24 protein-coding genes and 2 pseudogenes are annotated in these 25733 nt (G+C 62.4%); 17 read left to right on the top strand and 9 right to left on the bottom strand.

Annotated features, from left to right (window positions below; genetic code table 11):
- Positions 1-39: 39 nt before the first annotated feature.
- A complete protein-coding gene (locus OKW38_RS03090; protein WP_429359924.1) occupies positions 40-1425 on the bottom strand; it encodes an NAD(P)-dependent oxidoreductase in 1386 nt (461 codons plus the stop codon).
- 127 nt (positions 1426-1552) lie between these two features.
- The gene (locus OKW38_RS03095; protein WP_184054146.1) at positions 1553-2818 is read right to left on the bottom strand and encodes a Zn-dependent hydrolase; all 1266 of its coding nucleotides are present in this window, start codon (positions 2816-2818) and stop codon (positions 1553-1555) included.
- 347 nt (positions 2819-3165) lie between these two features.
- Here OKW38_RS03095 and OKW38_RS03100 point away from each other — a divergent pair, with 347 nt between their 5' ends.
- The 10 genes from OKW38_RS03100 to OKW38_RS03145 all read left to right on the top strand — a co-directional run bounded on the left by OKW38_RS03100 (position 3166) and on the right by OKW38_RS03145 (position 12739).
- Positions 3166-3885, top strand: a complete 720-nt coding sequence (locus OKW38_RS03100; RefSeq protein WP_090811902.1) for a TetR/AcrR family transcriptional regulator — start codon at positions 3166-3168, stop codon at positions 3883-3885.
- A 956-nt stretch (positions 3886-4841) separates the two neighbouring features.
- Positions 4842-5192, top strand: coding sequence for an allophanate hydrolase-related protein (locus OKW38_RS03105; RefSeq protein WP_429359926.1), 351 nt, complete (start codon positions 4842-4844; stop codon positions 5190-5192).
- Between the two features lie 32 nt (positions 5193-5224).
- Positions 5225-6322 (top strand): BMP family ABC transporter substrate-binding protein, encoded by a 1098-nt coding sequence (locus OKW38_RS03110; protein ID WP_184033153.1) that lies wholly within the window; start codon positions 5225-5227, stop codon positions 6320-6322.
- A gap of 30 nt (positions 6323-6352) precedes the next feature.
- Positions 6353-7507 carry an ABC transporter permease gene (locus OKW38_RS03115; RefSeq protein WP_429359928.1) on the top strand — a complete coding sequence of 385 codons (1155 nt, stop codon included), beginning with the start codon at positions 6353-6355 and terminating at the stop codon, positions 7505-7507.
- A complete protein-coding gene (locus OKW38_RS03120; RefSeq protein ID WP_184054130.1) occupies positions 7500-8426 on the top strand; it encodes an ABC transporter permease in 927 nt (308 codons plus the stop codon). The genes OKW38_RS03115 and OKW38_RS03120 overlap by 8 nt, the downstream gene beginning before the upstream one ends.
- A 71-nt stretch (positions 8427-8497) precedes the next feature.
- Positions 8498-9190, top strand: a complete 693-nt coding sequence (biuH, locus tag OKW38_RS03125; RefSeq protein WP_090811211.1) for a biuret amidohydrolase — start codon at positions 8498-8500, stop codon at positions 9188-9190.
- A gap of 2 nt (positions 9191-9192) precedes the next feature.
- Positions 9193-10806 (top strand): ABC transporter ATP-binding protein, encoded by a 1614-nt coding sequence (locus OKW38_RS03130; RefSeq protein ID WP_429359930.1) that lies wholly within the window; start codon positions 9193-9195, stop codon positions 10804-10806.
- Between the two features lie 43 nt (positions 10807-10849).
- The gene (locus OKW38_RS03135) at positions 10850-11512 is read left to right on the top strand and encodes a cysteine hydrolase family protein (protein ID WP_429359932.1); all 663 of its coding nucleotides are present in this window, start codon (positions 10850-10852) and stop codon (positions 11510-11512) included.
- Positions 11513-11517: 5 nt separating this feature from the next.
- Complete coding sequence (gene hpxZ, locus OKW38_RS03140) at positions 11518-11916, top strand: oxalurate catabolism protein HpxZ (protein ID WP_090811898.1); 399 nt, start codon at positions 11518-11520, stop codon at positions 11914-11916.
- Between the two features lie 85 nt (positions 11917-12001).
- On the top strand, positions 12002-12739 hold the full coding sequence (locus tag OKW38_RS03145) for a GntR family transcriptional regulator (protein ID WP_260330550.1): 738 nt from the start codon (positions 12002-12004) through the stop codon (positions 12737-12739).
- A gap of 241 nt (positions 12740-12980) precedes the next feature.
- Here the strand turns inward: OKW38_RS03145 and OKW38_RS03150 are convergent, their stop codons facing one another.
- Positions 12981-13175: a hypothetical protein gene (locus OKW38_RS03150; protein WP_090811207.1), complete on the bottom strand. Its 195-nt coding sequence runs from the start codon at positions 13173-13175 to the stop codon at positions 12981-12983.
- Between the two features lie 538 nt (positions 13176-13713).
- Between OKW38_RS03150 and OKW38_RS03155 the strand changes: the two genes are divergently transcribed.
- Together OKW38_RS03155 and OKW38_RS03160 are read left to right on the top strand one after the other, a co-directional pair.
- The gene (locus OKW38_RS03155) at positions 13714-14184 is read left to right on the top strand and encodes a YbhB/YbcL family Raf kinase inhibitor-like protein (protein ID WP_090811205.1); all 471 of its coding nucleotides are present in this window, start codon (positions 13714-13716) and stop codon (positions 14182-14184) included.
- A gap of 51 nt (positions 14185-14235) precedes the next feature.
- Positions 14236-14334: pseudogene (locus tag OKW38_RS03160) on the top strand (transposase); the annotation flags it as partial.
- A gap of 55 nt (positions 14335-14389) precedes the next feature.
- Here OKW38_RS03160 and OKW38_RS03165 read toward each other — a convergent pair.
- The gene (locus tag OKW38_RS03165) at positions 14390-17131 is read right to left on the bottom strand and encodes a LuxR C-terminal-related transcriptional regulator (RefSeq protein WP_429359934.1); all 2742 of its coding nucleotides are present in this window, start codon (positions 17129-17131) and stop codon (positions 14390-14392) included.
- Between the two features lie 169 nt (positions 17132-17300).
- Here OKW38_RS03165 and OKW38_RS03170 point away from each other — a divergent pair.
- A pseudogene (locus OKW38_RS03170) lies at positions 17301-18001 on the top strand (IS6 family transposase).
- Positions 18002-18099: 98 nt separating this feature from the next.
- The gene (locus OKW38_RS03175; protein ID WP_244144755.1) at positions 18100-18219 is read left to right on the top strand and encodes a heavy metal-associated domain-containing protein; all 120 of its coding nucleotides are present in this window, start codon (positions 18100-18102) and stop codon (positions 18217-18219) included.
- 39 nt (positions 18220-18258) lie between these two features.
- Here OKW38_RS03175 and OKW38_RS03180 read toward each other — a convergent pair whose 3' ends face one another.
- Genes OKW38_RS03180 through OKW38_RS03195 form a run of 4 tightly spaced genes read right to left on the bottom strand, consistent with a single transcriptional unit; the run spans position 18259 to position 21865 of the window.
- Positions 18259-19101, bottom strand: a complete 843-nt coding sequence (locus OKW38_RS03180) for a metal ABC transporter permease (RefSeq protein ID WP_090811201.1) — start codon at positions 19099-19101, stop codon at positions 18259-18261.
- Positions 19102-19103: 2 nt separating this feature from the next.
- A complete protein-coding gene (locus OKW38_RS03185) occupies positions 19104-20015 on the bottom strand; it encodes a metal ABC transporter permease (RefSeq protein WP_090811199.1) in 912 nt (303 codons plus the stop codon).
- Between the two features lie 6 nt (positions 20016-20021).
- On the bottom strand, positions 20022-20843 hold the full coding sequence (locus tag OKW38_RS03190; RefSeq protein ID WP_184059204.1) for a metal ABC transporter ATP-binding protein: 822 nt from the start codon (positions 20841-20843) through the stop codon (positions 20022-20024).
- A gap of 5 nt (positions 20844-20848) precedes the next feature.
- The gene (locus OKW38_RS03195; protein ID WP_429359936.1) at positions 20849-21865 is read right to left on the bottom strand and encodes a metal ABC transporter solute-binding protein, Zn/Mn family; all 1017 of its coding nucleotides are present in this window, start codon (positions 21863-21865) and stop codon (positions 20849-20851) included.
- Between the two features lie 227 nt (positions 21866-22092).
- Here OKW38_RS03195 and OKW38_RS03200 point away from each other — a divergent pair, with 227 nt between their 5' ends.
- The 3 genes from OKW38_RS03200 (at position 22093) to OKW38_RS03210 (ending at position 24846) form a co-directional block, all read left to right on the top strand.
- Positions 22093-23100 carry a CobW family GTP-binding protein gene (locus tag OKW38_RS03200; RefSeq protein WP_429359938.1) on the top strand — a complete coding sequence of 336 codons (1008 nt, stop codon included), beginning with the start codon at positions 22093-22095 and terminating at the stop codon, positions 23098-23100.
- A gap of 103 nt (positions 23101-23203) precedes the next feature.
- A complete protein-coding gene (gene zigA, locus OKW38_RS03205) occupies positions 23204-24394 on the top strand; it encodes a zinc metallochaperone GTPase ZigA (protein ID WP_184071862.1) in 1191 nt (396 codons plus the stop codon).
- Between the two features lie 101 nt (positions 24395-24495).
- Positions 24496-24846 (top strand): hypothetical protein, encoded by a 351-nt coding sequence (locus tag OKW38_RS03210; protein ID WP_208524380.1) that lies wholly within the window; start codon positions 24496-24498, stop codon positions 24844-24846.
- Positions 24847-25177: 331 nt separating this feature from the next.
- Here OKW38_RS03210 and OKW38_RS03215 read toward each other — a convergent pair whose 3' ends face one another.
- Positions 25178-25411, bottom strand: a complete 234-nt coding sequence (locus OKW38_RS03215) for an ArsR family transcriptional regulator (RefSeq protein ID WP_244145027.1) — start codon at positions 25409-25411, stop codon at positions 25178-25180.
- Between the last annotated feature and the right edge of the window lie 322 nt (positions 25412-25733).

Genomic DNA, 25733 nt, shown 5'->3' on the forward strand with positions numbered 1-25733 from the left:
CCTTCGTTTTATCTGGATTCGGTGTAGCTATCACGCGGCTCAGGCGGCCTTGGCAGACTGACTCGCAAGGAAGCGGTCGATCGCATGCGCGGCAAGCTTGCCGTCCTGCACGGCCTGGACGGTCAGATCGGTGGCGCCGTGGCCGGCACAGTCGCCGCCTGCGAAAACGCCCGCAAGGGACGTGGCGCCGTTCGCATCCACCGCGACGCGCCCGCCTTCCTCGGTGAGTTGCAACCCGTCGAGGCCTTCGGGTAACAGCGTTTGGCCAATTGCCTTCAGCACCATATCGGCCTCCACGCGCACGATCTCCCCAGTGCCGCGCAATGCGCCGCTCATATCGAGCCCGGTGCGCTCGAATTCCACGGCCCGCACCTGCGTGTCGCCGACGATTCGCAGCGGCTTCATCCACTCGGCCAACGTCACCCCCTGGCTACGCGCGAATTCCAGTTCGGCCCAGGTGGCGCTCATCTGCGCCGCGCCGCGACGATAGGCGAGCGTCACTTGCTCCGCGCCCAGCTTGCGGCTTTGCACGGCGGCGTCGATTGCCGTATTGCCGCCTCCGAGCACCACCACCTTGCGACCGACGGGCACGCTGGCCAGATCGTCGGCCTCGCGCACGCGCGCGATGAAATCCACTGCATCGAGCACGCCGTCGAGCAGTTCGCCCTCGATGGAGAGCGTATGCGTGCCGCCAAGGCCCACGCCGATGAAGACCGCGTCATACGCCGCGCGTAACTCCGCAAGCGTCACGTCATGCCCCAGTCGCTGGCCCTGGCGCAGTTCTATCCCGCCAACGGAAAGAAGCCACCGCACTTCGCGCTGCGCGTAGTTGTCGACGGTCTTGTACGCCGCTATGCCGTACTCGTTCAGGCCGCCCGGCTGTTCGCGCGCGTCGAAGACGCTCACGCGATGCCCGGCAAGCGCGAGCGTGTGCGCGCAGGCGAGACCCGCGGGACCCGCGCCGACCACGGCAACATGACGGCCTGTCTCGCTGGCGCGCTTGAAGAGCGCAGGGGCACCGGCGGCTTCGCGGGCCATCTGGAAGTCCGTGGCATGACGTTGCAGCGCGCCGATCTGAACGGGCTCGCCATCCTGATGATTTCTCACGCAGGCGCCTTCGCAGAGAATCTCGGTCGGGCACACGCGTGCGCACATGCCGCCCAGCGGGTTCGCGCTGAGGATATCGCGCGCCGCGCCCTTGAGATTGCCGTTGCCGATCTTGCGAATGAAACCGGGAATGTCGATGCCCGTGGGGCACGCGTTCACGCAAGGCGCGTCGTAACAGTAATGACAGCGGTCGGCGGCGATCACGGCCGCATTCGCGGAAAGCGGCGGCGCGACGTCGGCGAAATTGCAGCCCAGTTGCTCGGCACTGAGACGGCCTGGCGCGATGCCGTTGGCGGCATTCGAGGTGGTCTGGGACATCCGGATGCTCCTTGCGAGGCAAAACACGGGTCCGCCGGCCGCGTGCGTGACGTGCGCGGCCGGTAGGTGGGGAATCGTTGGAAAGACAGCGCGGCGCTGAGACCGCTTGCGTTCGATCGAGATTGCGTCAGCCGGGCTCGCTCGCGCGTTCGAGCATGGCGTGCAGCAACACGTTCGCGCCGGCTTCGATCCATTCGATCGTGGCGTCCTCGACTTCGTTGTGGCTAATGCCGTCGATGCACGGTACGAACACCATCGAGGTCGGCGCGACCGTCGCGAGATAGCACGCGTCGTGACCTGCGCCCGAAACGATGTCGCGATTCGAATAGCCGAAGCGCTCGGCCGCCGCGCGCACGGACTTCACGCACGCCTCGTCGAACGGCACGGGCGCGTAGTAGAAAATCTGCTCGACGTCGGCTTCGAGCTTGCCCTGTTCCGCGATCTTCGCGATGCCTTCGCGCAGCTCGGCGTTCATCTGCGCCAGCACCTCGTCCTGCGGATGGCGAAAATCGATGGTGAAGAACACGCGGCCCGGAATCACGTTGCGCGAATTCGGATGCACCTGCATCATGCCGACCGTCGCGCACGCGAGCGGCGCATGACGCAGGCCGATTTCGTTGACGAGCTGCACGACGCGCGAGGCGCCCAGCAGCGCGTCGCGGCGGCGCGGCATGGGCGTAGGCCCTGCGTGCGCCTCCTGGCCTGTGAGCACGACTTCGTACCAGCGCTGACCTTGCGCGTCGGTGACCACGCCGATCGTCCTGTTTTCGGCCTCGAGTATTGGCCCCTGTTCGATGTGCAGTTCGAACGCCGCGTGAATCTTGCGGCCGCCGCACGGCAACGCGCCCGCGTAGCCGATGCGCTGCAATTCCTCGCCGATGGTCTTGCCGTCGACGTCCTTGCGCGAGAGTCCGTACTCGAGCGCAAACACACCCGCAAATACGCCCGAGGCGACCATCGCCGGCGCGAAGCGCGAGCCTTCTTCGTTGGTCCAGATCACCGTTTCAACAGGGCGCTCGGTTTCGATGCCGTAATCGTTGAGCGAGCGAATCACTTCGAGGCCGCCGAGCACCCCATAGATACCGTCGAAGCGCCCACCGGTTGGCTGCGAGTCGGCGTGCGAGCCGGTCATCACGGGCGGCAGGTCGTTGTTGCGCCCCGCGCGGCGCATAAACACGTTGCCCATCTGATCGACACTGATCGTGCAGCGCGCCTCTTTCGCCCATTGCACGATGAGATCGCGGCCCTGCTTGTCGAGGTCGGTCAGCGCCAGACGGCACACGCCGCCTTTGGGCGTGGCGCCAATCCTGGCCATCTCCATCAGGCTGTCCCACAATCGCTGACCGTTCACGTGGATCGCGGTCGTCAGCGCGGCTTCGCTTACTGCGTTCATGCGTGTTCTCCTGTCCGTGCTTGTCAAACGTGCATGCATGCCACCGTGTTGGGGCGCGAAGGACCACGACGGTGCACGCCTCGATGGCACTGCGTTGCCCCTGAAACCCAGCCCTTCGAATCCTGTCCGATTGGACAGGTTTTAGACGAGAAACTTCCCGAATTCAATGCGGAGTTACGAGCGAGAAGCGTGCCATTGATGCTGCAGTGCGTGAAAAAAACCAGGCGTCCGTGCTGCGCGTTTCTCCTGATGTCGGTGAATTCGCGGCGCACTTGCATCGTGGCTACAATGATTCCGGCATGCGCGCGGCGCCGCCGCGCTCCTTTTCTCTTCCGAATGGACCGAACATGCGCGACGACGAACCCACCACGCGAGCCGCGCCCCTCGCGACGCGCGGCACCGTGCAGGCGCAACGAGCCGCCGACACATCGCACAAGCCACAGCGGCGCAAAGCCTCCATTCGTGCGTCGAATGAATCCCATCTACTCGCCTGTGCCGAAGCCGTGTTCGCCGAACGCGGCTTCGAAGGCGCGAGCACGGCGCTGATCGCCGAGCGCGCGGGTTTACCGAAGGCGAATCTGCACTATTACTTCCCGACCAAGCTGGCGCTGTACTGGCGTGTACTCGACGATGTGTTCGAGGAATGGAACGCCGCCGCCAACCTGTTCGATGCAAGCGACGATCCGGTCGAGGCGATTGGCGGCTACGTGCGCGCCAAGATGGCCCTGTCACGGCGCCGCCCACTTGGATCGAAGGTGTGGGCCAACGAAATAATCAGCGGGGCGCTGCACATGCAAGAGATCCTGCTCGAACGCGTGAAGCCCTGGATGGACACACGCGTGAAGCTGATCGAGCGATGGATAGCCAAAGGGTTGCTCGCGCCCGTCGACCCTCGGACGCTCCTCTTCATGATCTGGGCGACCACGCAGCACTACGCCGATTTCGAGGCTCAAATATGCGCGCTCTCGGGCAAACGCGCGCTCTCGACGAAGCGCTTCGAGGCTACGACGGAAGAAGTGGTGAGCATGATCCTGCGGGCGAGCGGAGCGCGATCGCCGGTCCGATGAATTGTTTAGGGAGTTTCCCTGATGACGTCATTGTCTCGTTGCCGCAGTCGCTGTTTTCCGCGTTAATGTAAGCGCTAACATGTCCAACAACCAGCAATACCCAGCCGGCTTTACAGTAAGGTTGTCGCTTTCATGTACCGAACGGCATGAACGGCTGAAAGCTCAATGACGGCGTTGAGTCCAGAGGCGGCGCGAGTACTCAGACGTCTGAATCATCCGCTCGCGTTCCGTGCAAAAATCTGGTCTCGCCGACTTGGATATCCCGCCAAGCGCCCTATACTTGAAGAGAGCCGCGCGGAAGCCGGCCCCTGATGCAGAAGCGGACGAGAAATCGTTCATTGGGGCGCGGTAGCGGGGCCACGGAAACGCCCGTGTGAATAACACGGGCGTTTTCTTTTTTGTGCCCCGATCGTGCAGCTTTGGAAAGTGACCGGCTGGTCACGCCCGTTGATCAGCGGTCTTGCCTTGTGTCCCAAACCCGGAGCACGAAGATGGTGGCACGGGCTGGGCATATGCGGGTCTTATTTCGAGATGGATTTCGTATCGCCCGCCCAAACACACCCACTTGTGAACTTCGCGGGGCGGCGGGCCGTCATGCCCGTCCAGTTCCTCTCCGAGCCGGTGGTAATGGTCTTCGCCAGGCTTCCTCGCTTCGGCCAGGAGTGCCTTAACTACCGCTCGCTCAGTCCTGCGAGCGTCAGGATCCGGTGGGTGCCAACGAGGGGGCGATAGCCGAGCGAACCACCGCTCGCGCCCTTCCCTCTGGTTGGTGCACGATGAGCGGGACACGTGCACCAACCCAAACCAATCGCGACCCACACTGGATCACGGGTAGACAAGTACCAGCGTCTACGCCAATGTAAAAATCGTTGCCGGGCAAGGACTTCCTGCCAACGTCCTCTGCCTGGCACAGTTGCTGCAAGCATGAGCTCAAACTTGTATTCAAGATTGAACTCATGCTTCCCGACGCCTTCTTCAAGGTTCGAGCGCTGCTCGAATCCGACGCCACCAAAAGCACGACGCCTCGCGACATCGTCGACACGGTGATCGCCCGGATCGAAGCCTCCTGTCGCCCCGAAGTCTGGATATCGCGCGTGAGCTTCGGCGCATTCGTTGCCCACGTGCCGGCGCCGCTCGGCATCGGCAGCGTGCAGACAGCCGATGGACTCATCGTCAAGGGCTTTATCAGCGAGCCCTCGGCGGTCGCACCAGGCAGCGGCGCACACGACATCACTGCATTCGGCGGCTGGCGTGCATGGCTCGCAACGGCGGCCGGAACGCAAGCCCAATCCGATCGGCAATTCTGAATATATGCATTGAACTCACGAGGAGTCCAACCATGACAAACCGTCGCGATTTTCTCAAGGGCGCTGGCGCCCTCGCCCTCGGCAGCACGCTCCCATTCGACCTCGCTTTCGGTGCCGAGCCGCTTACGGTCGGCGTCATCTACGTCGGTTCGCGCGGCGATTACGGCTACAACCAGGCACAAGCGCAAGCTGCGGCTGTCATCAAGAAGCTGCCGAACGTGAAGGTCGTCGAGGAAGAAAACGTGCCCGAGACCGTCGCCGCCCAAAAGACCATGGAAGCGATGATCGAGCAGGACGGTGCGACGCTCATTTTCGCGACCTCGTTCGGCTACTTCGATCCCCATGTGCTGAAAATGGCAGCCAAATATCCGAAGGTTCGCTTCGCCCACTGCGGCGGTCTCTGGAAGAGCGGCAATCCGGCCAACATCTCCAGCTACTTCGGCTATATCGACGAATGCCAGTATCTGAACGGCGTCGTGGCGGGCCATGCGAGCAAGACGAAGAAGCTCGGCTTCGTCGCGGCCAAGCCTATTCCGCAGGTGCTGCGCAACATCAACTCATTCACGCTGGGCGCACAGTCGGTGGATCCGTCGATCGCCACGCACGTGATTTTCACGGGCGACTGGTCGATGCCGGTGAAGGAGGCGGAGGCCGCCAACAGCCTCGTCGATCAGGGCTGCGACGTGCTCACGTGTCACGTGGACGGACCCAAGGTCGTGATCGAGACAGCCGAGAAACGCGGCGCGATGAGCTGCGGTTACCACGCAAGCCAGGCGGCGCTGGCGCCGAAGGGCTATCTGACGGGCGCCGAATGGGACTGGGCGACGCCCTACAAGCTGCTCGTCACAAACGCGCAGACGGGCAAGCCGCAGCCGAACATTCTTCGCGGCGGTCTGCGCGAAGGCTTCGTGAAGATGTCTCCGTATGGCGCGAAGGTGACACCCGATGCCCGCACGCAAGCCGACACCGTGAAGGCGAAGATGGTCGCGGGCGACTACGTCATCTTCAAGGGACCGATGAAGGACAACAAGGGCGGCAGCGCCATTGCGGCCGGCACGAGCTACGCACAGACCGATATCGCGCTCGAAAGCATGAATTATCTGGTTGCCGGTGTGGTTGGCCAGATCTGAGGACCGTAAGCGTCCTCGCCAGGAGTCGTGATGTCCGCATCCCTTTCTCCCGCTCGCGGGCCGTCGCGAAGGCTGCCTGCAAGTCTCGCGCGCCTGCTGCTTGCGCTGTTGCCTGGGTTGCCGACAGTATGTGCAATCGTGGCAACTCTGGCGATCTTCGGCATCTTCCTGCTCGTGCAGGGACAGCCGGCCATCCAGGCCCTTGGTCTCATTGGTGAAGGTGCGTTCGGCTCGTCGTTCGCATGGCAGAACACCTTGCTGCGCGCCGCACCGCTCATGCTTACGGCTCTGTGCGTCGCGCTGCCTGCCCAGGTCGGCCTGATCGTGATTGGCGGCGAGGGCGCGCTCGCGCTGGGCGGGCTCGCGGCCGCCGTCGTGCCGCAGTGCCTGCCGCATGCTACGCCGTGGATCGTCGCGACGCCGCTGATGGCGATTGCAGGCATGCTCGCGGGGGGCCTGTGGATCAGCGCAGTGGGCGCAATGCGTCAATGGCGTGGTGTCAACGAGACCATCAGCAGCCTGCTGATGTCGTATATCGCCATCGCCGTTTTCAAGTTTCTCGTCGAAGGGCCGCTGCGCGATCCCGCCAGTCTCAACAAACCGTCGACGCTGCCCCTCCCCGACGCCATGACCATCGGCTCGCTGCCGGGACTCGACGTGCACTGGGGCCTCTTCTGGGGCGTGCTCGCGTGTCTCGCTGCCTGGGTGCTCGTGCGCCAAAGCACGCTCGGCTTCGCCATGCGCGTAACGGGTGGCAACGTGCACACGGCGCGCCTCGTCGGCCTGCCCGTGGGCGGGCTCGCGCTCACCGCCTGCGCGCTAGGCGGCGCATCGGCGGGACTTGCCGGAATGTTCGAAGTTGCGGCCGTGCAAGGCAGCGCGAATGCGTCGCTGCTCTCGGGCTACGGCTATGCGGGCATCCTTGTCGCGTTCGCGGCACGCCAGAATCCGTTCGCCGTGATCGTGTGCGCCCTGATGGTCGGCGGCATCGAGGCGAGCGGCAGTCTGCTGCAACGTCACCTCGAGCTGCCCGACGCCGCCACGCTCGTGCTGCAAGGGCTGCTTTTCGCGAACCTGTTGGCCTGGGAGGCACTTGCTCCCCGTCTTGCCGCCTGGCGCGTGAAACTTCAGGCCGTCGCGCTCGACACCTCGTCTGCTTCACTGGAACGTACCCGCCATGTCTGACCTTCATTCGCCCGCTGCGGTACTGCTGATTTCGCTCTTTGCGGGGGCCATTCGCGTGAGTACGCCCTATCTGTTCGTGAGCCTCGGCGAGTGCCTCACCGAGAAAGGCGGCCGCGTGAATCTCGGTCTCGAAGGCATCCTGGTCTCCGGCGCCATGTGCGGCTATGCGGGCTCGTATCTCTCGGGTTCGCCGTGGATCGGCGTGCTCGCTGCGGCGGCGGCCGGTCTGGTGCTCGGCTGCCTGCATGGGCTGGTCTGCTCGCTGCCGCGTGTTTCCGATATCGCGTTCGGCATCGCGCTCATGCTGTTCGGCACCGGCCTGGCGTTCTATCTCGGCAAGCCGTTCATCGAGCCGCAGGCAGCGATGCTCCCGTCGATCGATCTCGGCGCGTGGGCCGCCTCGCAGCAAGTGCACAACGCCCTGCATATCAATCTGCTCTTCGTGATTGGCGTCGTGCTTGCCGTCGCTTTGCAGTGGGGACTGCGCTCGATGCGCTGGGGCATGACGCTGCGGCTCGTCGGCGAGAACGCCGAGAGCGCGCGTGCAATGGGCTATCCCGTTACGCGGATACGCGTCATCGCGACGGCGGTGGGTGGTTTCTTCGCGGGCGTGGGCGGTGCCTATCTCTCGCTCGTCTATCCCGGCAGCTGGAACGAGGGACTGTCGAGCGGGCAAGGCCTGATGGCCGTCGCCCTCGTGATCTTCGCACGCTGGCAGCCGCTGCGCTGTCTTTGGGCCGCGCTGCTGTTTGGCGCTGCCGGAGCGCTTGGCCCCGCCCTCCAGGCAATCGGCGTGACCAGCGGCTATTACCTCTTCAACGCCGCCCCTTACGTGCTGACGCTCGCGCTCATGATCATCAACTGCAGGCCGGACCGCACGCTGGCGGGCGCACCCGGCGAGCTGAGCCTGACGCGCTGAGCGCGGACGGCTTCCGACCGACCGAATCCAGAATCGCCCGCGCTCGCGTAGCGCGCGACCGGAGAATCGACATGACCCGTACCATCGAAGCCCGTCCCTATTCCTGGCCCTACGACGGGAACCTGCGCCCCGACAACACGGCGCTCGTCATCATCGACATGCAGACCGACTTCTGCGGTTACGGCGGCTACGTCGACAAGATGGGCTACGACCTCTCGCTCACGCGCGCCCCGATCGAGCCGATCAAGCGCGTTTTGGGGCCGATGCGCGAACTCGGCTTCACGATCATCCACACCCGTGAAGGGCATCGGCCGGATCTGTCCGATCTGCCGGCGAACAAGCGCTGGCGCAGCCGCCAGGCGGGCACGAACGGTCTTGGCATCGGTGACATGGGGCCATGCGGCCGGATACTCGTGCGCGGCGAGCCGGGCTGGGAAATCATCGACGAACTCGCCCCGCTGCCGGGCGAAATCATCATCGACAAGCCTGGCAAAGGCTCATTCTGCGCGACTGACCTCGAACTGATCCTACGCACGCGCGGCATTGCGAATCTCGTGCTCACGGGCATCACGACGGATGTGTGCGTCCACACGACGATGCGCGAAGCAAACGACCGCGGCTTCGAATGCACGTTGCTCGCGGACTGCTGCGGCGCGACCGATAAGGGCAACCATGACGCTGCGCTGAACATGGTCCTGATGCAGGGCGGCGTGTTCGGCACGGTGTCCAGTTCGGCGGCGCTCGTCGCTGCCCTGGAGCAGTGACCATGATCACCGCGACACGCGCGCTCGGCGTCGAGGTAATCGGCGCGAGCAAGTCGTTCGGGACGTTCCGCGCACTCGATGACGTTTCGATCAGGGTTGCGCCCGGGACGGTTCACGCGCTGCTCGGCGAAAATGGAGCAGGCAAGAGCACGCTCGTGAAGGGGCTCGTGGGCTACGGCCCGCTCGATCACGGCACGATTGTGGCCGATGGAAGCGAGGTGCGCATCGCATCCCCGCGCGATGCGCAAGCGCTCGGCATCGGCATGGTCTATCAGCATTTCACACTCGCGGCGGGGCTCAGCGTCGAGGAGAACCTGCTCCTTGCGCGCGGCAACCTGTCATGGAAGATCGACTGGGCGGCCGAGCGCAACGCGCTCGACGCCTTCATGCGCCGCATGCCGTTTCGCCTCGAACTCGATGCGCCGGTCTCGTCACTCGCGGCGGGAGAAAAGCAGAAGCTGGAAATTCTCAAGCAGTTGTATCTGGAGCAGCGCTTCCTGATTCTCGACGAGCCCACCTCCGTGCTCACCCCGCAGGAAGCCGACGAAGTGCTCGGCCTCATGCGCACGCTTGCCTCGCGCGGTGACCTCACGGTGCTGATGATCACTCACAAGTTCCGCGAGGTAATGGCCTATTCGGACAACGTCACGGTATTGCGCAAGGGCCGCTTCGTCGGCACCTGCGCGGTGGCCGACACCGACCGCGACCGGCTGGCCGCCTGGATGATGGGCAGCGACGCAAGCGCGCAAACGCGTGAGGGCGCCGCTGAAGACACCGATGAGTTCCGGCCTGCGCGCCGGCCGAACTCGCCCGACGCTCCGGTGCGGCTCTCGCTATCGAGCCTTTCGGTCGTCGACGAGCGTGGGCACGCTGCCGTGCGCGAGGCGTCGCTGAGCGTGCGCGCGGGCGAGATCCTCGGGCTTGCGGGCGTCTCCGGCAACGGTCAGAAGGAACTGATCGAAGCGCTCGTCGGGCAGCGCAAGGCCCAGTCGGGCGCGATGGCCGTGGAAGGTTTGCCCTATGCCGCGACGCGCGTAGAGATGACACGCATGCGCGTGTTCGCCCTTCCCGAGGAGCCGCTGCGCAATGCTTGCGTGGCAGGCATGAGCGTGGCCGAGAATATGGCGCTGCGGGATTTCGACCGCGCGCCGCTGCGGCGCGGCGGATGGTGGCTCGATCGTCGCGCCATGCGCTCGCGCGCCGAGCGGCTGATCGCCGAATTCGACGTGCGGCCTCCACTGCCCGAGCGCGCCATCGGCTCGCTGTCGGGCGGCAACGTACAGCGCGCCGTGCTGGCTCGCGAGCTTGGGCACGCAGTGAACGTGCTGATCGTCGCGAATCCTGTGTTCGGACTCGACTTTGCCTCCGTCGCGGACATCCACGCCCGCATTCTCGCGGCGCGCGATGCCGGTGCGGCCGTGCTGCTCGTCAGCGAAGATCTCGACGAACTGCTGGAGCTTGCCGACCGGATCGTGGTGATGGCCGAGGGACGTCTCGTCTACGAGACTGCAGCAAACGAGGCGGATCGAGTGGTGCTTGGGCGTTACATGGCGGGCCATGGCGACGAAGGCAGGCCGCAGACGGCTGAGCCGGCCGAGCTGCACGCAAGCGCCTGAGCGGCGCGCGAACGATACACAACGCAAACGGAGAAATGTCGCGATGACAACCATCGCCAGCGCAAAGCCCGCGCCGTTCACGTTCGACGCGCGTCATACGGCGCTCATCGTGATCGACATGCAGCGCGACTTCATCGAGCCGGGTGGCTTTGGCCAGGCGCTCGGCAACGACGTATCGCTGCTTTCAGGCATCGTGCCGACCGTCGCGCGGCTGCTCGCGCATGCGCGCTCGGCGGGATGGCAGGTCGTGCACACCCGCGAATCGCATACACCCGACCTCTCCGACTGCCCCCCGGCCAAACGCATGCGCGGCATGCCAGATGCGCGCATTGGCGACGAAGGACCGATGGGCCGCATCCTCGTGCGCGGCGAGCCCGGCAACGCGATCATCGACACGCTCGCGCCGATCGATGGAGAACTCGTCATCGACAAGCCCGGCAAAGGCGCTTTCTACGGAACGCAGCTCGGCGAGGAACTGTCGATACGAGGCATCACGCATCTCGTGTTCGCGGGCGTGACGACCGAGGTCTGCGTGCAGACTTCGATGCGCGAGGCCAACGATCGGGGCTACGAGTGTCTACTGGTCGAGGACGCGACGGCAAGCTACATACCGGCGTTTCGCGAAGCGACGATTGCAATGATTCATTCGCAGGGCGGCATCGTCGGCTGGACCGCTCCACTCGACGCCCTGCTGGGGGCAGACTGATGACGATGGAAGTGAACCGGCCCGAGATCGTCGCGCAGGTCGCGGCAGCTTTCGAGGCTTACGAGCGAGCGCTGGTCGACAACGACGTCGAGACGATGAACGCCCTGTTCTGGGACGCACCCGAAACAGTGCGCTATGGCATCGCCGAAATCCAGCATGGTGGCGACGCGATCCTCCGTTGGCGGGAAACCTGCGTGCCGGTGCCCCGCTCGCGGCGGTTGCACCGCACCGTGGTGACGACGTTTGGCGGCGACTACGCGACGGTGAGCACTGAGTTCACGAGCGACACCACGCCTTTGACGGGCCGCCAGATGCAGACCTGGGCGCGGCTGCATGAGGCGAACGATATGTTCGGCGGCTGGACGATCGTGGCGGCGCACGTGAGCCTCATCGAGCCCGTTTGAGGGCGGATAATAGGGAGTTGGCCCCCGTCGCCCACCATTGCACCGACGCGCCGCACCACTCTCGACGTTTATCGATACCTGACTCATGGACGACTTGACCGAAGCCGCCGCCGAAGCACCCGCAGCATCCGGCACGAAGGTGACCTACAGCGCAAACCCCCTCGCCGAGCAGGTGTATCAGCTCATCAAGCAGGACATCTTCAGTTTTCGACTGTTTCCCGGCGACCGCTTTTCCGAAAACGACATTGCCCAACACCACGGCGTGTCGCGCACGCCGATGCGCGATGCGCTGTTCCGTCTCGCGCGCGAAGGCTATCTTGAGGTGGGGTTCCGGCGCGGCTGGAAAGTCTGCGATATCGACTTCAATCAACTCGACCAGTTGTATGACCTGCGCATCGTTCTCGAACTGGCGGCGCTCGAGCGGCTCTCGGGAGCGCCACACGATGCGATGGATGCGTTGCGAGCCGTATGGTGCGTTGACGAACGGGAACGCGAAAGCCGTCCGGCCACGATGTTCGTGCTCGACGAGGGCTTTCACCGCGGCCTCGTGAGTGCTGCCGGCAACAATGAGATGCTGCGCGTGCACAACGAAGTGACCGAGCGCATCCGCATCGTGCGGCGGCTCGATTTTCTCAAGGCGCATCGCACGAGCGCGACGTACGACGAGCATTCGGCGATGCTCCATCTCATCGATCGCGGCAAGTTTGGCGAGGCTGCCATCCTGCTGCGCGCTCACATTACGCAAAGCAAGCTCGAGGTGCGAAAGATCACGCTGTCGATGCTCGCGACTGCGCGCGACGAGAAGCTGCCCTTCGTCAGCTAGAGAGTGCCTTTCCGGGGCTTTGGTGCAACTATCTGGCGCGGTCTCCGGGCACAGCCTTCAGCCTTCATGTCTTCGAGACGCCCTTCAAGGGGTAATCGTACTTTCCATGCGGAATTTGGCATTCCACCCCGGCGACTACGAGGAAGTCGAAGATTTGAGGGCTCGTCGGTACTTCGCGGTTCGCCGGTTGAGGCTAGTTGCTCGCTCGAGTCCCAGCCGACAGCCGGCAGGTTTCGACTTCTCAGTGAATGCGCGCGAGGTTACGAAGGAGCGAATCGCCGTCCTGCGTCACGCGAGGTCGCACTGCCCCGCCGGCAAGCCTCTCCATGGTGACGAGCTGACGTTCAAGCAGCGTATCGAGTTCTTCCCGCTCGGCAATGTGGTGAGCCGAATCCCTGACCAGCATCAATGTCGCAAATTCATGGGCGCTGAGCATGCTTGCCTCCTGATAGCTTGAGTAGGTGCTGTATGGATTGTGTTGGCTGAAGCACTCGCTTTTGACGTCGCCTGCCGATGGCGCGCTCGCTGCAATGGCGCGGGGAGTTGATGGTAGGGGGAGCGCAGCGGCGCGGCAATCCAGGGTCGTCCCGCATATTGGGTCGATTGGGGAGTGCCGCACTGCAACAGATGCGGTGGCGATCACGCAAAAACGGGTTTCGGCACGCTGGAGATCGGGAGGATCATTGACGTGGCCGTTCGGGCTGTAAACCGCCTTTTCGAGTTGAGCCAGTTCGGCCGCCAATGACTACAATTTAGGGATAGTCGCATTCCCCAAGGAGGCTGCCATGGCTCAATCAATGATCAGTTTTTGGGTTGGCCTTGTGGTTCTCGTTGTCGTTGCATCGGCCTTGTCCAGGCGCTACAGGCACGATCACCCGGGAGAGAGCCTGAGTCAGTGGCTCGACACGCATCATATGAGCTGGATGCATCGCAAGCATTAGCTGGCGGCGCGGGCTGACGCCGAGGAGCGCACCATGGCCTTCACCCTCACCTCACAAGCTTTCCACGAAGGAAGCGAGATTCCTCGGCGCTACACCTGCACGGGCGCGGACGTCTCCCCGCCGCTCTCGTGGTCCGGGGTACCCGCCAACGCGAAAAGCCTCGTGCTGATCGTCGACGACCCCGACGCGCCCGACCCGGCCGCGCCACGGATGACATGGGTCCACTGGGTGCTTTACAACATCCCGACGACGGCTCCTGGTGTTCAGGAGGGCGTCACTGCGGGCGCGCTTCCGGCAGGCACACTTGAAGGCACCAACGACTTCCATCGCACCACGTATGGCGGCCCATGCCCGCCCACTGGCCGTCATCGGTATTTCCATAAGCTCTACGCGCTCGACACCGTGCTGCCCGATCTTCACAAGCCCACAAAGGCGGCGTTGGAAAAGGCGATGCAAGGCCATGTCGTGGCGCACACCGAACTGCTCGGCACATTCAAGAAGTAACACGCAGACCCCTGGACGCTACTTGTCCGGGATTGTCGATTCCGCGTCGATGACAAGAAGCGCATCCAGCAGCTTGAGAAGGAATTGCAGCGCAAGGAGAAGGCGCTGGCCGAAGCGGCTGCGCTTGTGATTCTGAGAAAAAAGTCCAGGCGATCTGGGGACGTCCGCGCCGAATCTGGTGAGGGCTATTGCATATGGCTCGTCACTACATGGCCGCGCGGCCCTCTCCTACCCCAAGTCCAAAAACTCTCTGTACGGCGTCAATTCGCGAATTTACGTCGAGCTTTTCGAAGATATTTTTCAGATGCCACTTGACCGTCTCGGGTGCCAGTTTCAACGACCGGCCGATTTCCTTGTTCGAAAGACCGCGGGCAACGCACTCGAGTACCTCAAACTCCCTCGCACTAAGAACATCCGGTGACAGCGGCACGGCCTCAACATGCGCGGGCGACGCAGCCGGTGAATTGCCGAAGGCATCAAAAGCTGTAAGCAGCCTGTCGACATACGCCGTTTCTGCCGTAGGAACATTCGCTGAAGCCAAGCGAAATTGCTGTAGCAACGCGCGCACGGGTGGCCCCTCATCCACGAAGCTGTTAATCATGCCGCTCTGCCTTCCGAGCCGTAGCGCTCGTTCGAGCGCACCAAGCGCCTTTTCGGACGCTCCACATTGCGCGAGCGCGCATGAGAACAGCAAGGAAACCACAGCCTCCGAATAGCGCCTGCCCGTAGCAGCCAGAGTATCAAGCAAAGGTGTGAGAAGCGTGACGGCTTCATCTGCACGATCCCCGGCGATCAGTACGCGAGCCTGCAGGAGACAATAGCTCGTCCAGGTGTCTACCGCGCACCCAGTCCGCCCTTCGCACATCATTGGCACGCTCTTGCTCAGTTCGTCGGCGATCTGTCTCGCTTGAGCAACGTTGCCTTCTACAAGGAGCAATCTTACCGTTTCGGCATCCAGCGCCAACTTCAGACGTAGCCAGTGTCGGGTTACGGCGGCCTGTCGACCGTCTTCGAGAATAGCCAGCGCCGAACCCATCTCCCCGTCGCGCCACAGCAAGCGTGCTGCAGACAGTATATGGCGCATCAAACCAGTTAGCGGCGAGGTTTCCAGTGCAGCGGTCGTGCGGCCCGCGATCATCCTCCGCGCTTCAGGCAGTTCGTTGCACTCATAGTAGATCGCAGCAAGGCAACTGGCCGCCCAGGTTGCGCAGGATGACGAGTGGCCCCATGCTTTTTCGATGCGGTGGAACATCGCCTCAAAAATTCGCCTTGATTCAGACAGCTCGCCATGCATAAATGCAGCAACACCGAACGACGAGCGTCGAAACATATCCGAGTAGTCGGGCTCCTGACCCTGTTCAACTCGCTCGCCGACGGCGTCGCGTATTTCACGTATCTGGTCGAACCTACCCCTGTGCATCAAGCCGAAGAGCTGCGCGAATTGCGCACAGCGCTGCACCCACGGCGCTGTAGGCGCCATTGAGGCTTGAGCAGCACGCCCTAGTTCGAGCGCCCGCTCGCTTTCCTCCACCATGGTGGCGATCAGTGCGCTGACCGCGTTGATCTCCGCCAATGCCGCTTCCTCTACCATGCTGGTATCCTTGCGACGCCCGCGAAAGAATTCGTTGTTAACAGCAGCAACCTCCCTTGAGGCGGCGTCCGGCTGAATCGAGAACACGAGCGCCCATGCTTTCGTCAGGCGCAAACGAAGCCGTTTCTGGATGACATCCGGTGGCAGTTTTCCGATCCATCCTAGCAACGTGTTCAACTCACCGCGCTCGAGCATCTCCGTCGCACAGTTTTCAACCCACTGTGCCGCCTGCTCGAGTTCGCCTGCAGCCAAGGCATGTCTGACTGCCTCGGGCCAAAGACGTGCTCCTGCAAACCATTGGGACGCACGACGGTGCAGCAACGGGACGTGTTGCGGCATCTGGCGAAGAAGGCGCCGACGAAGTGCGTCGGACAGGAGCGCATGATAGCGGTACCAGTGCCGTGTTTCATCCAGCGGCCGGATGAACACGCTGTGCCGCTCGAGCCAGTCGAGTTCGCCCCCGCTTCCACTTCCCTTGCCCATGATGGCATCGCACAACTCAGGGGCGAGTCGTTCAAGAATCGACGTGTACAGCAGAAACTTCAGCATATGGAGCGGCAGATGTGCGAGCACGGTATCGTTCAGGTACGAATCGATTCCGGAGCTGACTCCGACCAGCGCACCGGCGACCTTGGCCGCATCGCCCACATCGCGTAGCGCAAGAGCAGCAAGTTGCAAGCCAGCGACCCACCCCTCCGTTGCCTCGTTCAGCAACTCAACACTGGTCCGGTCAAGCGGCACGGTGCCTGTCCGGTCAAAAAATGCCTGCGCATCGGCGATCGAAAAACGGAGATCGTCGACATCAATACGAACTAGTTCCTCTGGAGCTCGAAACTGACCAACTATCAAGGCCGGTTCACCTCGCACCCCGAGCAGGATATGCATGTTCTCGGGGGCATAGCGAAGCAGACGGGAAGTAATCGCAAGAACTGGTTTCGCAGTCAGACGGTCGGCGTCATCCAGCACGAGGAAAACGCGCCTGCCGGATGCAGCGATCCCGTTCAGGAGTAGTGAAATGACCGTTCTTATAGGAGTCAGCGGATCGTTATTAAGGATCTGTTGCGCTTGCGAGGCAATTTCCGTCGAGGCCCTGGCGAATGCGGCCACCAGGTAAGCGCAGAACTGCTGCGGATCATCGTCTTCTGCGTCGAGGCTGAGCCATGCAACAACATGCTTTCGCTGCGACAGCGCTTCACACCAACCAGCAAGCAATGTCGTCTTGCCGAACCCCGCCGGGGCGGTCACGACGGTGATGCTGCGAACCGGCTGCTTACGCAACCACTTAAGCAACACGGATCGTTGCACGCAGCCAGACGGAAGACGGGGCGGGAGCATCTTGGTCTGAATCAGCGACACGCTCCATGGGCGATCGGTACTGTCTGAAGACGCATGCATGTTTGTCCTCTACTGGCCCCCAATCGAGAAATAATAGCGCGAAATTATGCCAGCGCTATTGCTGCGACGGTTCTGTTGCAATAGCGGAGGCTGGGATGCTGCGGGAACTAACAGAATGATGTGGACGGCCATGAAGGCGCTGAGTCCGGCGGTAGCCGAAGTGCTGAAGCGGTTGCACTATCCGGCTCGAGATAATGTTGGTGTGCGTGCGTTGGTACGTGGCCTACCCGCTGAGCTTGCGCAATCTCGAGGAGGTGATGGCCGAACGCGGGATCGCGGTCGATCATTCGACCGTGCATCGGTGGGCCATCAAGCTTCTGCCAGTGCTTGAAAAGACGTTCCGCCGCTGCGAGCGCCCGGTCGGCAAGAGCTGGCGGATGGACGAAACCTATGTGAAGGTCCGGGGCACATGGAAGTATCTCTAACGCGCCGTCGACAAGACCGGCAACACGGTTGATTTCCTGCTGCGAGCCAAGCGGGACAAGGAAGTGGTCCGACGGTACTTCGAGAAGGCCATCGATCAGAATGGCGCCCGAAACCGTAACCATCGACAAAAGCGGTGCCAATCTGGCCGGGCTGCACGCCGTGAACGCCGAGCGTGAGACGCCCATCAAGATCCGCCAGGCCAAGTATCTCAACAATATCGTGGAACAAGACCATCGGGCGATCAAGCGACGTACCCGACCCATGTTGGGATTCAAGGATTTCAGTTCTGCCCGCACCTTGTTGAGTGGCATTGAACTCATGCATATGATCGCCAAGGGGCAGATGAGAGACTCCGGCAAACTCAAGCCATCGGCCGCCCGGCAATTCTACTCGCTGGCGATGTAAGCAATCCTTCTCACATCGCAATCGTCCGCCAAAATCGCCTTACCGCGACAGAACCGCTGAAACTGCGCATCGGGGACACGGACTGCGCGTCTTGTGCATTGAAGATCGAGAACGCGATGAAGCGGCTGCCAGGCGTGTCCGACATCAACGTTAGCTACGGCCAGGAAAGCCTTGACCCTCGCATTCGACGAGGACCGCACGTCGCTTGCCGCGATTGAGGCCAAGTCTCATGCGCTCGGCTTCACGCCGGTTGGCGGTCACGTCAGTGAGCCGGCCGGTGCCTCCGAGGCCGGCCGTTCGTCGTGGTGGCGCGCGAAGGCTCGTGCCCGGGTCCACACCTGCCCCACTCCGTAACAGGCGGCCCCAAGCATGCCAACGAAGAAACCGACTGGCCAGTTGGAGACATAGGAGAGGGCGATCGATGTCCACACCGTGACGAGCGAAATTCCAACCGACACGCATATCGCAAGAATCGGCCGGTCAGTCAGCGAGCGGGCCGCAGCCGCGGGTCCAATCATCAGGCTGAACACTAGCAGCGCGCCCACTACCGGGAGCGCCATTGCCGTCGCAAGCGCCAGGATGCTCATGAACGCAAGTTCCATCGCGCGGCTCGATACGCCTCTCGCCTTCGCCAGATCGGGCGATACCGAACTGAGCAGGAGTGGCCGGAAGAGCACAACCGCAACCGCAATCGAGAACCCGCTGATCGCGGCAACCGGCGCGAGATCGGTGTTGCTCACGCCCAGTACTTCGCCGAAGAGAAGGGCATAGACCGCTTGTGAATACCCGCTCGTCATGCTCAGGAACAGCGCCCCGAAGCCTAGCAGCGTGACGAGGCACAGGGCGGTTGCGACTTCGTGTCTTCCGCGCCGGCTCAGCCAACTGATTCCGATCACGCCGAGACCAGCGAAGACGATCAGGCCGAAGAGCGGATTGATACCGAGCAGGCTTGCCGCTGCAGCACCCGGAAAGGTGCCGAGCGGCAAGGCGTGCGCGGCGAACGAGGCGCCTCGAATCACCACGAAGAAACCGATGAATCCGGCGACCGCAGCCACGATGCTCGCCACGATCCACGTGTTGGTCATGAAACTGGAGAACATGGTCAGGCCTCACCCGGTTCACGGGCGTTCAGGGCGATCCGCGCGCCCGTTGGGGGCTTCCGTGCAGGTCCGGCGCGACCTGTGATGACATACAGGGCGAAGATAAGCGTCACCACGAAGAAGCTCACTGGCCAGCCGTGCCCGGGGGTCCAGTAGTAGCTGTCGTACGCGAGGAGGATGCCACCCCAGGTCGTGCCCAGGCCGATTAACGCGGACAGACCCGTGGCCCAGCCTGGCCGCTTTGCCACCCTCAAGGCGATCGCCGCCGGACCTATCAGGAGTGCGGTCGACAGGATGGCGCCTACCGTAATAGCTGATAGGGAAACGGCCAGCGCCAATACCAGCAGGTGCAGGAGTCCGACCGTCCGTACCCGCACGCCCATGACCGCAGCCAGCTCTGGGTCAACGGAGCTGAGCAGCAAGGGACGATAAAGCACGCCCGCGGCAATCAATGCCCCCGTGCCCACCGCCAGTGCGAGCGGAATGATCGATGCCGGAATGGCGAACATTGATCCGAACATGACGGTGATCGCCGCTCCAGTCGTGCTTTTCGATGTCACGTCGAGGTAAAGAAACAGCGCGGCAAGGCCAAGCCCCGCGCCCAGCACGACGCCGGTCACAAGATCGCGCTCACGGGCGCGGCGCACCCGCACCAGTTCGATGCCGCCCGCTGCCATGACCGCCATGATGAGAAATCCCAGCAACGGGTTGATGCCGAGCAGGAACGACGCAGCACCGCCCGCGCTGCTCACATCGGCCAGCGCGTGGCCGGCGAAGGACTGGCTCCTCATGACGGTGAATACGCCAATTACGCCGGACACGACTGCGGCGCCGCCGCCGACTACCATCGCGGTATGCACCGGTTCGCTGCTAAAGAAGCCCGGTTCAAAGATGAGGGTGAGCAGGGAATCCATCTTGAATCAGGGAACCTGCACAATGTGGGCGGGGTCTCGCCGAACGGCGGCAAGCATTTCGGCCTCGGTGCCGGCGGCAATCACCAGCACGCGGCCGTGCACGCGGACGACATCGATGTGATAGCCGTACAGTCTGCTCAGGACCTCGGTACGCACCACTTCGTCCGTCGCCCCGCTCGCTGCGTGGCCATTGGCGAGGTAGACGATCCGGTCCATCACCGGCAGCAAGGGATTCATGTCATGCGCCGAAAGCAGGACCGCAAGCCCGTGCTCGACGCTCAGGCGGCGCAACAGCGCGACAATTTCGGCGACGCTGCGCATGTCGAGGTTGGCCAGAGGTTCGTCCAGCAACAGCAGCCGCGGACGGCGAACCAGAGCGTGTGCGATCAGTACCCGCTGCTGCTGGCCTCCGGACAGTTCCCCGATGCGCTGGTCCGCGAAAGGCTCTGCATCCACGGCTTTGAGCATCCCGTCGACCGCCTCGCGGCGTTTTTTCGACGGTAACGGCAAGCCGAGCCTGTGGCCCTCGAGGCCGAGCGACACCAGATCCCGCGCACGCATCGGGAGGTAGGGGTCGAGCGCGATCTTCTGCGGGACGTAACCCACCGAGGTCAGGCTGCGCGCACCATTGATCCTGATGCTACCTGCACTCGCTACCTGGAAGCCGAGGATCGTACGCAGCAGCGTGGTCTTGCCCGAACCGTTCGAACCGATAAGGCCGCAGAACTCTCCCGCTTCCAGACTGAAACTCACCTCATGTAGCACGCTGTGCCCCGGGAAAGAGACGCTCACCCGGTCGACCGCAAGGACCTCGTTGCCAGGGCACATGCCGCTCACTGCACAGCCTGCAAGGTTTCAGTGGACACTTTGGAAGTCACTGCCTTTTCCAGCGCATTGACTTCCGCCAGCATCCACGACTGGTAAGTAAAGCCGGGGGTTGGCATGGTCTCGTAGACGCCGACCACCGGAATACCATTTTTCCTGGCCAGATTGAGGAACGACTGTGTGAGCGCATCCGTGACCTGCTGGTTGTAGACGAACACCTTGACCTTGTGGTCCGTGAACAGGCTGTTCTGTTTCGTCACGTCCTGCGGAGAGGGATCGGTGCCGTTCATGATCGCCGCCTGCAGGCTGAAGGGTGTGGCGATATCGGTGCCGACCGCTTCGAGCATGTAGTTGGCGACCGGCTCCGTCACCGCGACAGGCGTTTTCGCGTAGTGCGCCTTGAACGATGCAATTGCAGCCAGCCAGGGCTTGAGTGATGCGTCGAACTTCTTCACGTTGGCTTGAAAGTAGGCTGCCTGCGCAGGGTTCAATGCGGAAAGGTCCGCTGCCACTGCCTTCGCAACCGCCGGCATGGTTTTCGGGTCGTACCAGAGATGCGGGTTCGGCGTGCCGTCGGGCAGGCCGAGCAGGTGTTGGGCGTCAATGACCTTGCGTTTGTTGTTGGGCGCGGCTGCGATGATCTTGTCGGCCCAGGCGTCGTATCCCACGCCGTTCTTGACGATCAGATCGGCGGAAGCAAGCTGCGCTGCCACCTTCGGGTTGACCTCGAACGTGTGTGGATCCGTATTGGGATCCGTTTCGATCGCGCTCACCTGAACGTACTTGCCGCCGATCTGGGCGATGACGTCGGCGTACTCGTTTTCGACACCGATGGCGTTGATTACGCCAGCCGCTGCTGATGCCGCCATGGCGCTTCCCTGATGCACGGCAAGCAGTACCAATGCAGCCGAAAGGCTACCGATGGGCTTAAGTGCGGCGCGCCAAACAAACCGGTCTGGCCGTCCTGAACTCCAGGATGCGCGGTGCTGAACGGAGTTGCAAAGCCTGGCGGCGATTTTTTTCATTGGCGTTCCTGGCACGAAAAATAACAATCCAATAGGATTAGATACGTTATAACATAACACTGGCGGTGTCCAGCGTTCCCAGCAGACAGACTGGCCGTCCCGGAGCGTGGCATCAGCGAAGCGGGCTGTCACCGCATGGGGGCATCTCGACCGTAACCATTTGCTCAGCGCCCGGGCACCTCGACGGACGAACATGCTTGAGCGCGTGCCGCTCACAGGAGAATGCAATGCAAGATGCAACCGGCTTCCAGCGTATCCCGACGACCATCCTGACCGGCTTCCTCGGCGCCGGAAAAACGACCTTGCTCAACCGCATCCTGACCGAGCATCACGGCGGACGCGTTGCGGTCATCGAAAACGAGTTCGGCGAAGCGGGCATCGACAACGAATTGCTGGTGCAGGACGGTAACGAGCAGATTGTCGAAATGAACAACGGCTGTATCTGTTGTACGGTGCGTGGCGACCTGGTGCGCATTCTTTCGACGCTCGCCGCGCGACGGGAGACAGGAGAACTCGCGTTCGAGCGGGTCATCATCGAGACAACGGGACTTGCCGATCCGGCGCCCGTCGCGCAAACGTTCTTTGTTGACGATGTCGTGCAGGAGAAATACCTGCTCGACGCCATCGTGACGGTGGTCGACGCACGGCATGGCGGCGAGCAGCTCGACGAACATCACGAAGCGCAGGAGCAGGTCGGATTCGCGGACCGTATCCTCGTATCCAAGCAGGACCTCGTTGGCGAAGAGCAGGCGCAGCAACTGATGCGCCGGTTGCGGCAGATGAACCCGCGCGCGACGATCAGGCCGGCACATTTTGGCGAGACGGACCTGAAGCAACTGCTCGACATCCGCAGCTTCAGTCTGGATGCCATTGTCGACATCGAGCCCGATTTCCTTGAAGACGTTTCGCACGAGCATGACGACGATGTGACGTCCTTCGTCTACCGCACTACTGCGCCTCTGGATCGGGACAAGCTCGAAGCGTTCTTCAGCGCCACGGTTGCGATCTATGGTGCCGCGATGCTGCGCTACAAGGGTGTGCTGAACCTGGCGGGTGTCGACCGTCGCGCAGTGTTCCAGGGCGTACATATGATTTTTGGCGCGGATATCGGTAAGTCCTGGGGCGCGAATGAAACGCGCGAAACCCGGATTGTTTTCATCGGCAAACAGTTGCCACATGACCTTATCAAGGCGGGCCTCGACAACTGTATGGTTGGCGAAGTCCTGCAGAACTGACACGAAGGATCGCGCCTGCTTGCCGCGCACCCGCCTCGGCCAGCAGGCTGGCCGTGTCGATTCATGCGATCTTCTTCACCACGTTTGAGGCTCCACTTTTCCCATGCACAAGCTCCCCGTCACCGTACTGTCCGGCTTTCTCGGCGCGGGCAAGACCTCGCTCCTGAACCACGTCCTGAATAACCGCGAAGGCAAGCGGGTGGCCGTAATCGTGAACGATATGTCGGAAGTCAACATCGACGCTCAGCTGATTCGTGACGGCGGCAGCCAGCTCTCGCACATCGACGAAAAGCTCGTCGAAATGAGCAACGGTTGCATTTGCTGCACATTGCGCGAGGACCTGCTGATCGAGATCCAGCGGCTCGCGCGGGAGAAGCGCTTCGACTATCTGCTGATCGAATCCACGGGCATATCCGAGCCCTTGCCGGTGGCGGAAACCTTCACGTTTCGCGACGAACAAGGTCACAGCCTCTCGGATATCTCTCGCCTGGACACGATGGTGACGGTCGTCGACGCCTATAACTTTGTGCGCGACTACGGTTCCCACGACTTCCTGGCGGATCGCGGCGAAACGATGGGTGGGGAAGACCGCCGCACCGTGGTCGATCTGCTGACCGAGCAGATCGAGTTCTGCGACGTGATCGTGCTGAACAAGACGGACCTTGTGAGCGCAAGCGAGTTGGAGTTGCTCAAAGGCGTGCTGCGAGTGCTGAACGCCCGCGCGAAGATCGTCGAAAGCCGCTTTGGCCAGGTGCCGATCGGGCAGGTTCTCGATACCGGCCTGTTCGACTTCGAAGCCGCTGCGCAAGCGCCTGGGTGGCTCAAGGAGATGCGCGGCGAACACATTCCCGAAAGCGAACAATATGGCATCACCAGCTTCGTCTACCGCGCGCGCCGTCCGTTTCATCCGCAGCGTTTCTTCGACTGGATTCAGAGCGAGTGGCCGGGCGTCGTGCGCTCGAAGGGGTACTTCTGGCTGGCCTCGCGCAACCATGCGGTCGGCGAATGGTCGCAAGCCGGCGCGGTCTCGCGTCACGGACGCGCCGGGACCTGGTGGGCGGCCGTGCCCAGGCACGCCTGGCCGCAGGAGCCCGAAGCACAGGCTATCATCCGAAGCCGCTGGCATGAGCGTTTCGGGGATCGTCAACAGGAGCTGGTTCTGATCGGCACCGGAATGGACGAGGCAGCCTTGCGCGCGTCCTTCGATGCCTGCCTGCTAAGCGAGGACGAACTGGCCCGTGATGAAGTCGCGTGGCACAAATTTACCGACCCGTTCCCTGAGTGGACGCAGTAAGGTGTGTCCACCCGGGCAGTAACCTGGCACCATGCATACTCAATCGTATTGAGGTACTTCGCCTGCCTGGCGCCAGGCACTCAGGCGAGCTCGACCGGGCCGTGGTCGTCGCAATGATCGCCGTGCGGATGGTGCAGGTGGCCGTTGACCAGGTAGTCGACGTGATCGCCATGCGGTACCGCTTCGTGGCCGCATGCCGGCCCGTGGACATGTCCCGACTCATGACCGCCGCAGTTCGAAGTACATTGATCCGGATTTTTTGCGCTCACCTCCAACCGGTGTTCGTCCACGTGATCGCCATGGGGATGGTGCAAGTGGCCATCGTGCAGATAGTCAGTGTGATCGCCATGCCTGATCGCAGTGTGTCCGCAGTTCGGACCATGCTGATGGTCATGATGGGCATGATGCGGTTCGTTGCAGGTGCTCATAGCGGTGCTCCTCGACTCACGTGATAGTGAACGCATGACGTGGGCTTCGCGGCGTGCCCCCAAATGGGCAACGGTTAATCCGGCCAGATGTTAAAGCGATCCTCCTTACGCACGCCGAAGTCAACGCCCCTTTTTTCCGTCTAGATGATGCCATACCCCCGATGAAGTCAACGCGTCTATGCTTTAATTAACCGGCGCGGTGGTTTCGATAGCCGCAAAACATCGGGGCTTGCCTTGCAGGTCAGCTGCAAAACGCGTCATTCCTCCTTCGGTGGCTCATCAAATTCGGATGGCGGATGCTCACACTCGTGTTCAGCCACGTCGCTGATGACACGCTTTACGTGGTCGTCAGTTGCTACACAGAAAATCTGTTTTCCGCACCGATCGGCGCGCAGCACCCGGGCTGCAAAAGCCGCAGGTGATGGCTGACGAGCGTTTGCGCCAAGCCATATTTTGCCGCGATGCAGGAAACGCACATCGGCACGCGAAGGCATGCTGCAATTATTTTCAGGCGGGTAGGATCGCCCATCTGCCGGAACATCTCTACCCGTTCCGCGACCTGGTCGTCGGTCAACTCGGATGCCTGCATTTTTGCATTCCAAAGAGTCACGTCGCCAATAGATGACGCACCGCCGCATGCACGGAAATGCCAAGGTTGCCCGTCTCCTGCCAGGGGTCATCGGGATATCGAAGTCGACCAATGGTTCTCGACACATTAACGTGGCCGGGATCCAGGCGCGACGAAAAGGCTATGTACGAAGGGTCGAATTGGGCGATTAGCTATCCGCAACCGAGCGATGGCGGCTGCACCTTCAAGGTAGCCCTTCGATCGGAGCCAGGTCGAACGGCCGCGACGGGTTGGCGGATTCAACCGGTATGGTTCAGATAGCGTGAATACGGTCCTTCATCCA

It is taken from the genome of Paraburkholderia sp. MM5496-R1, assembly GCF_050436205.1.
Taxonomy (GTDB): domain Bacteria; phylum Pseudomonadota; class Gammaproteobacteria; order Burkholderiales; family Burkholderiaceae; genus Paraburkholderia; species Paraburkholderia tuberum.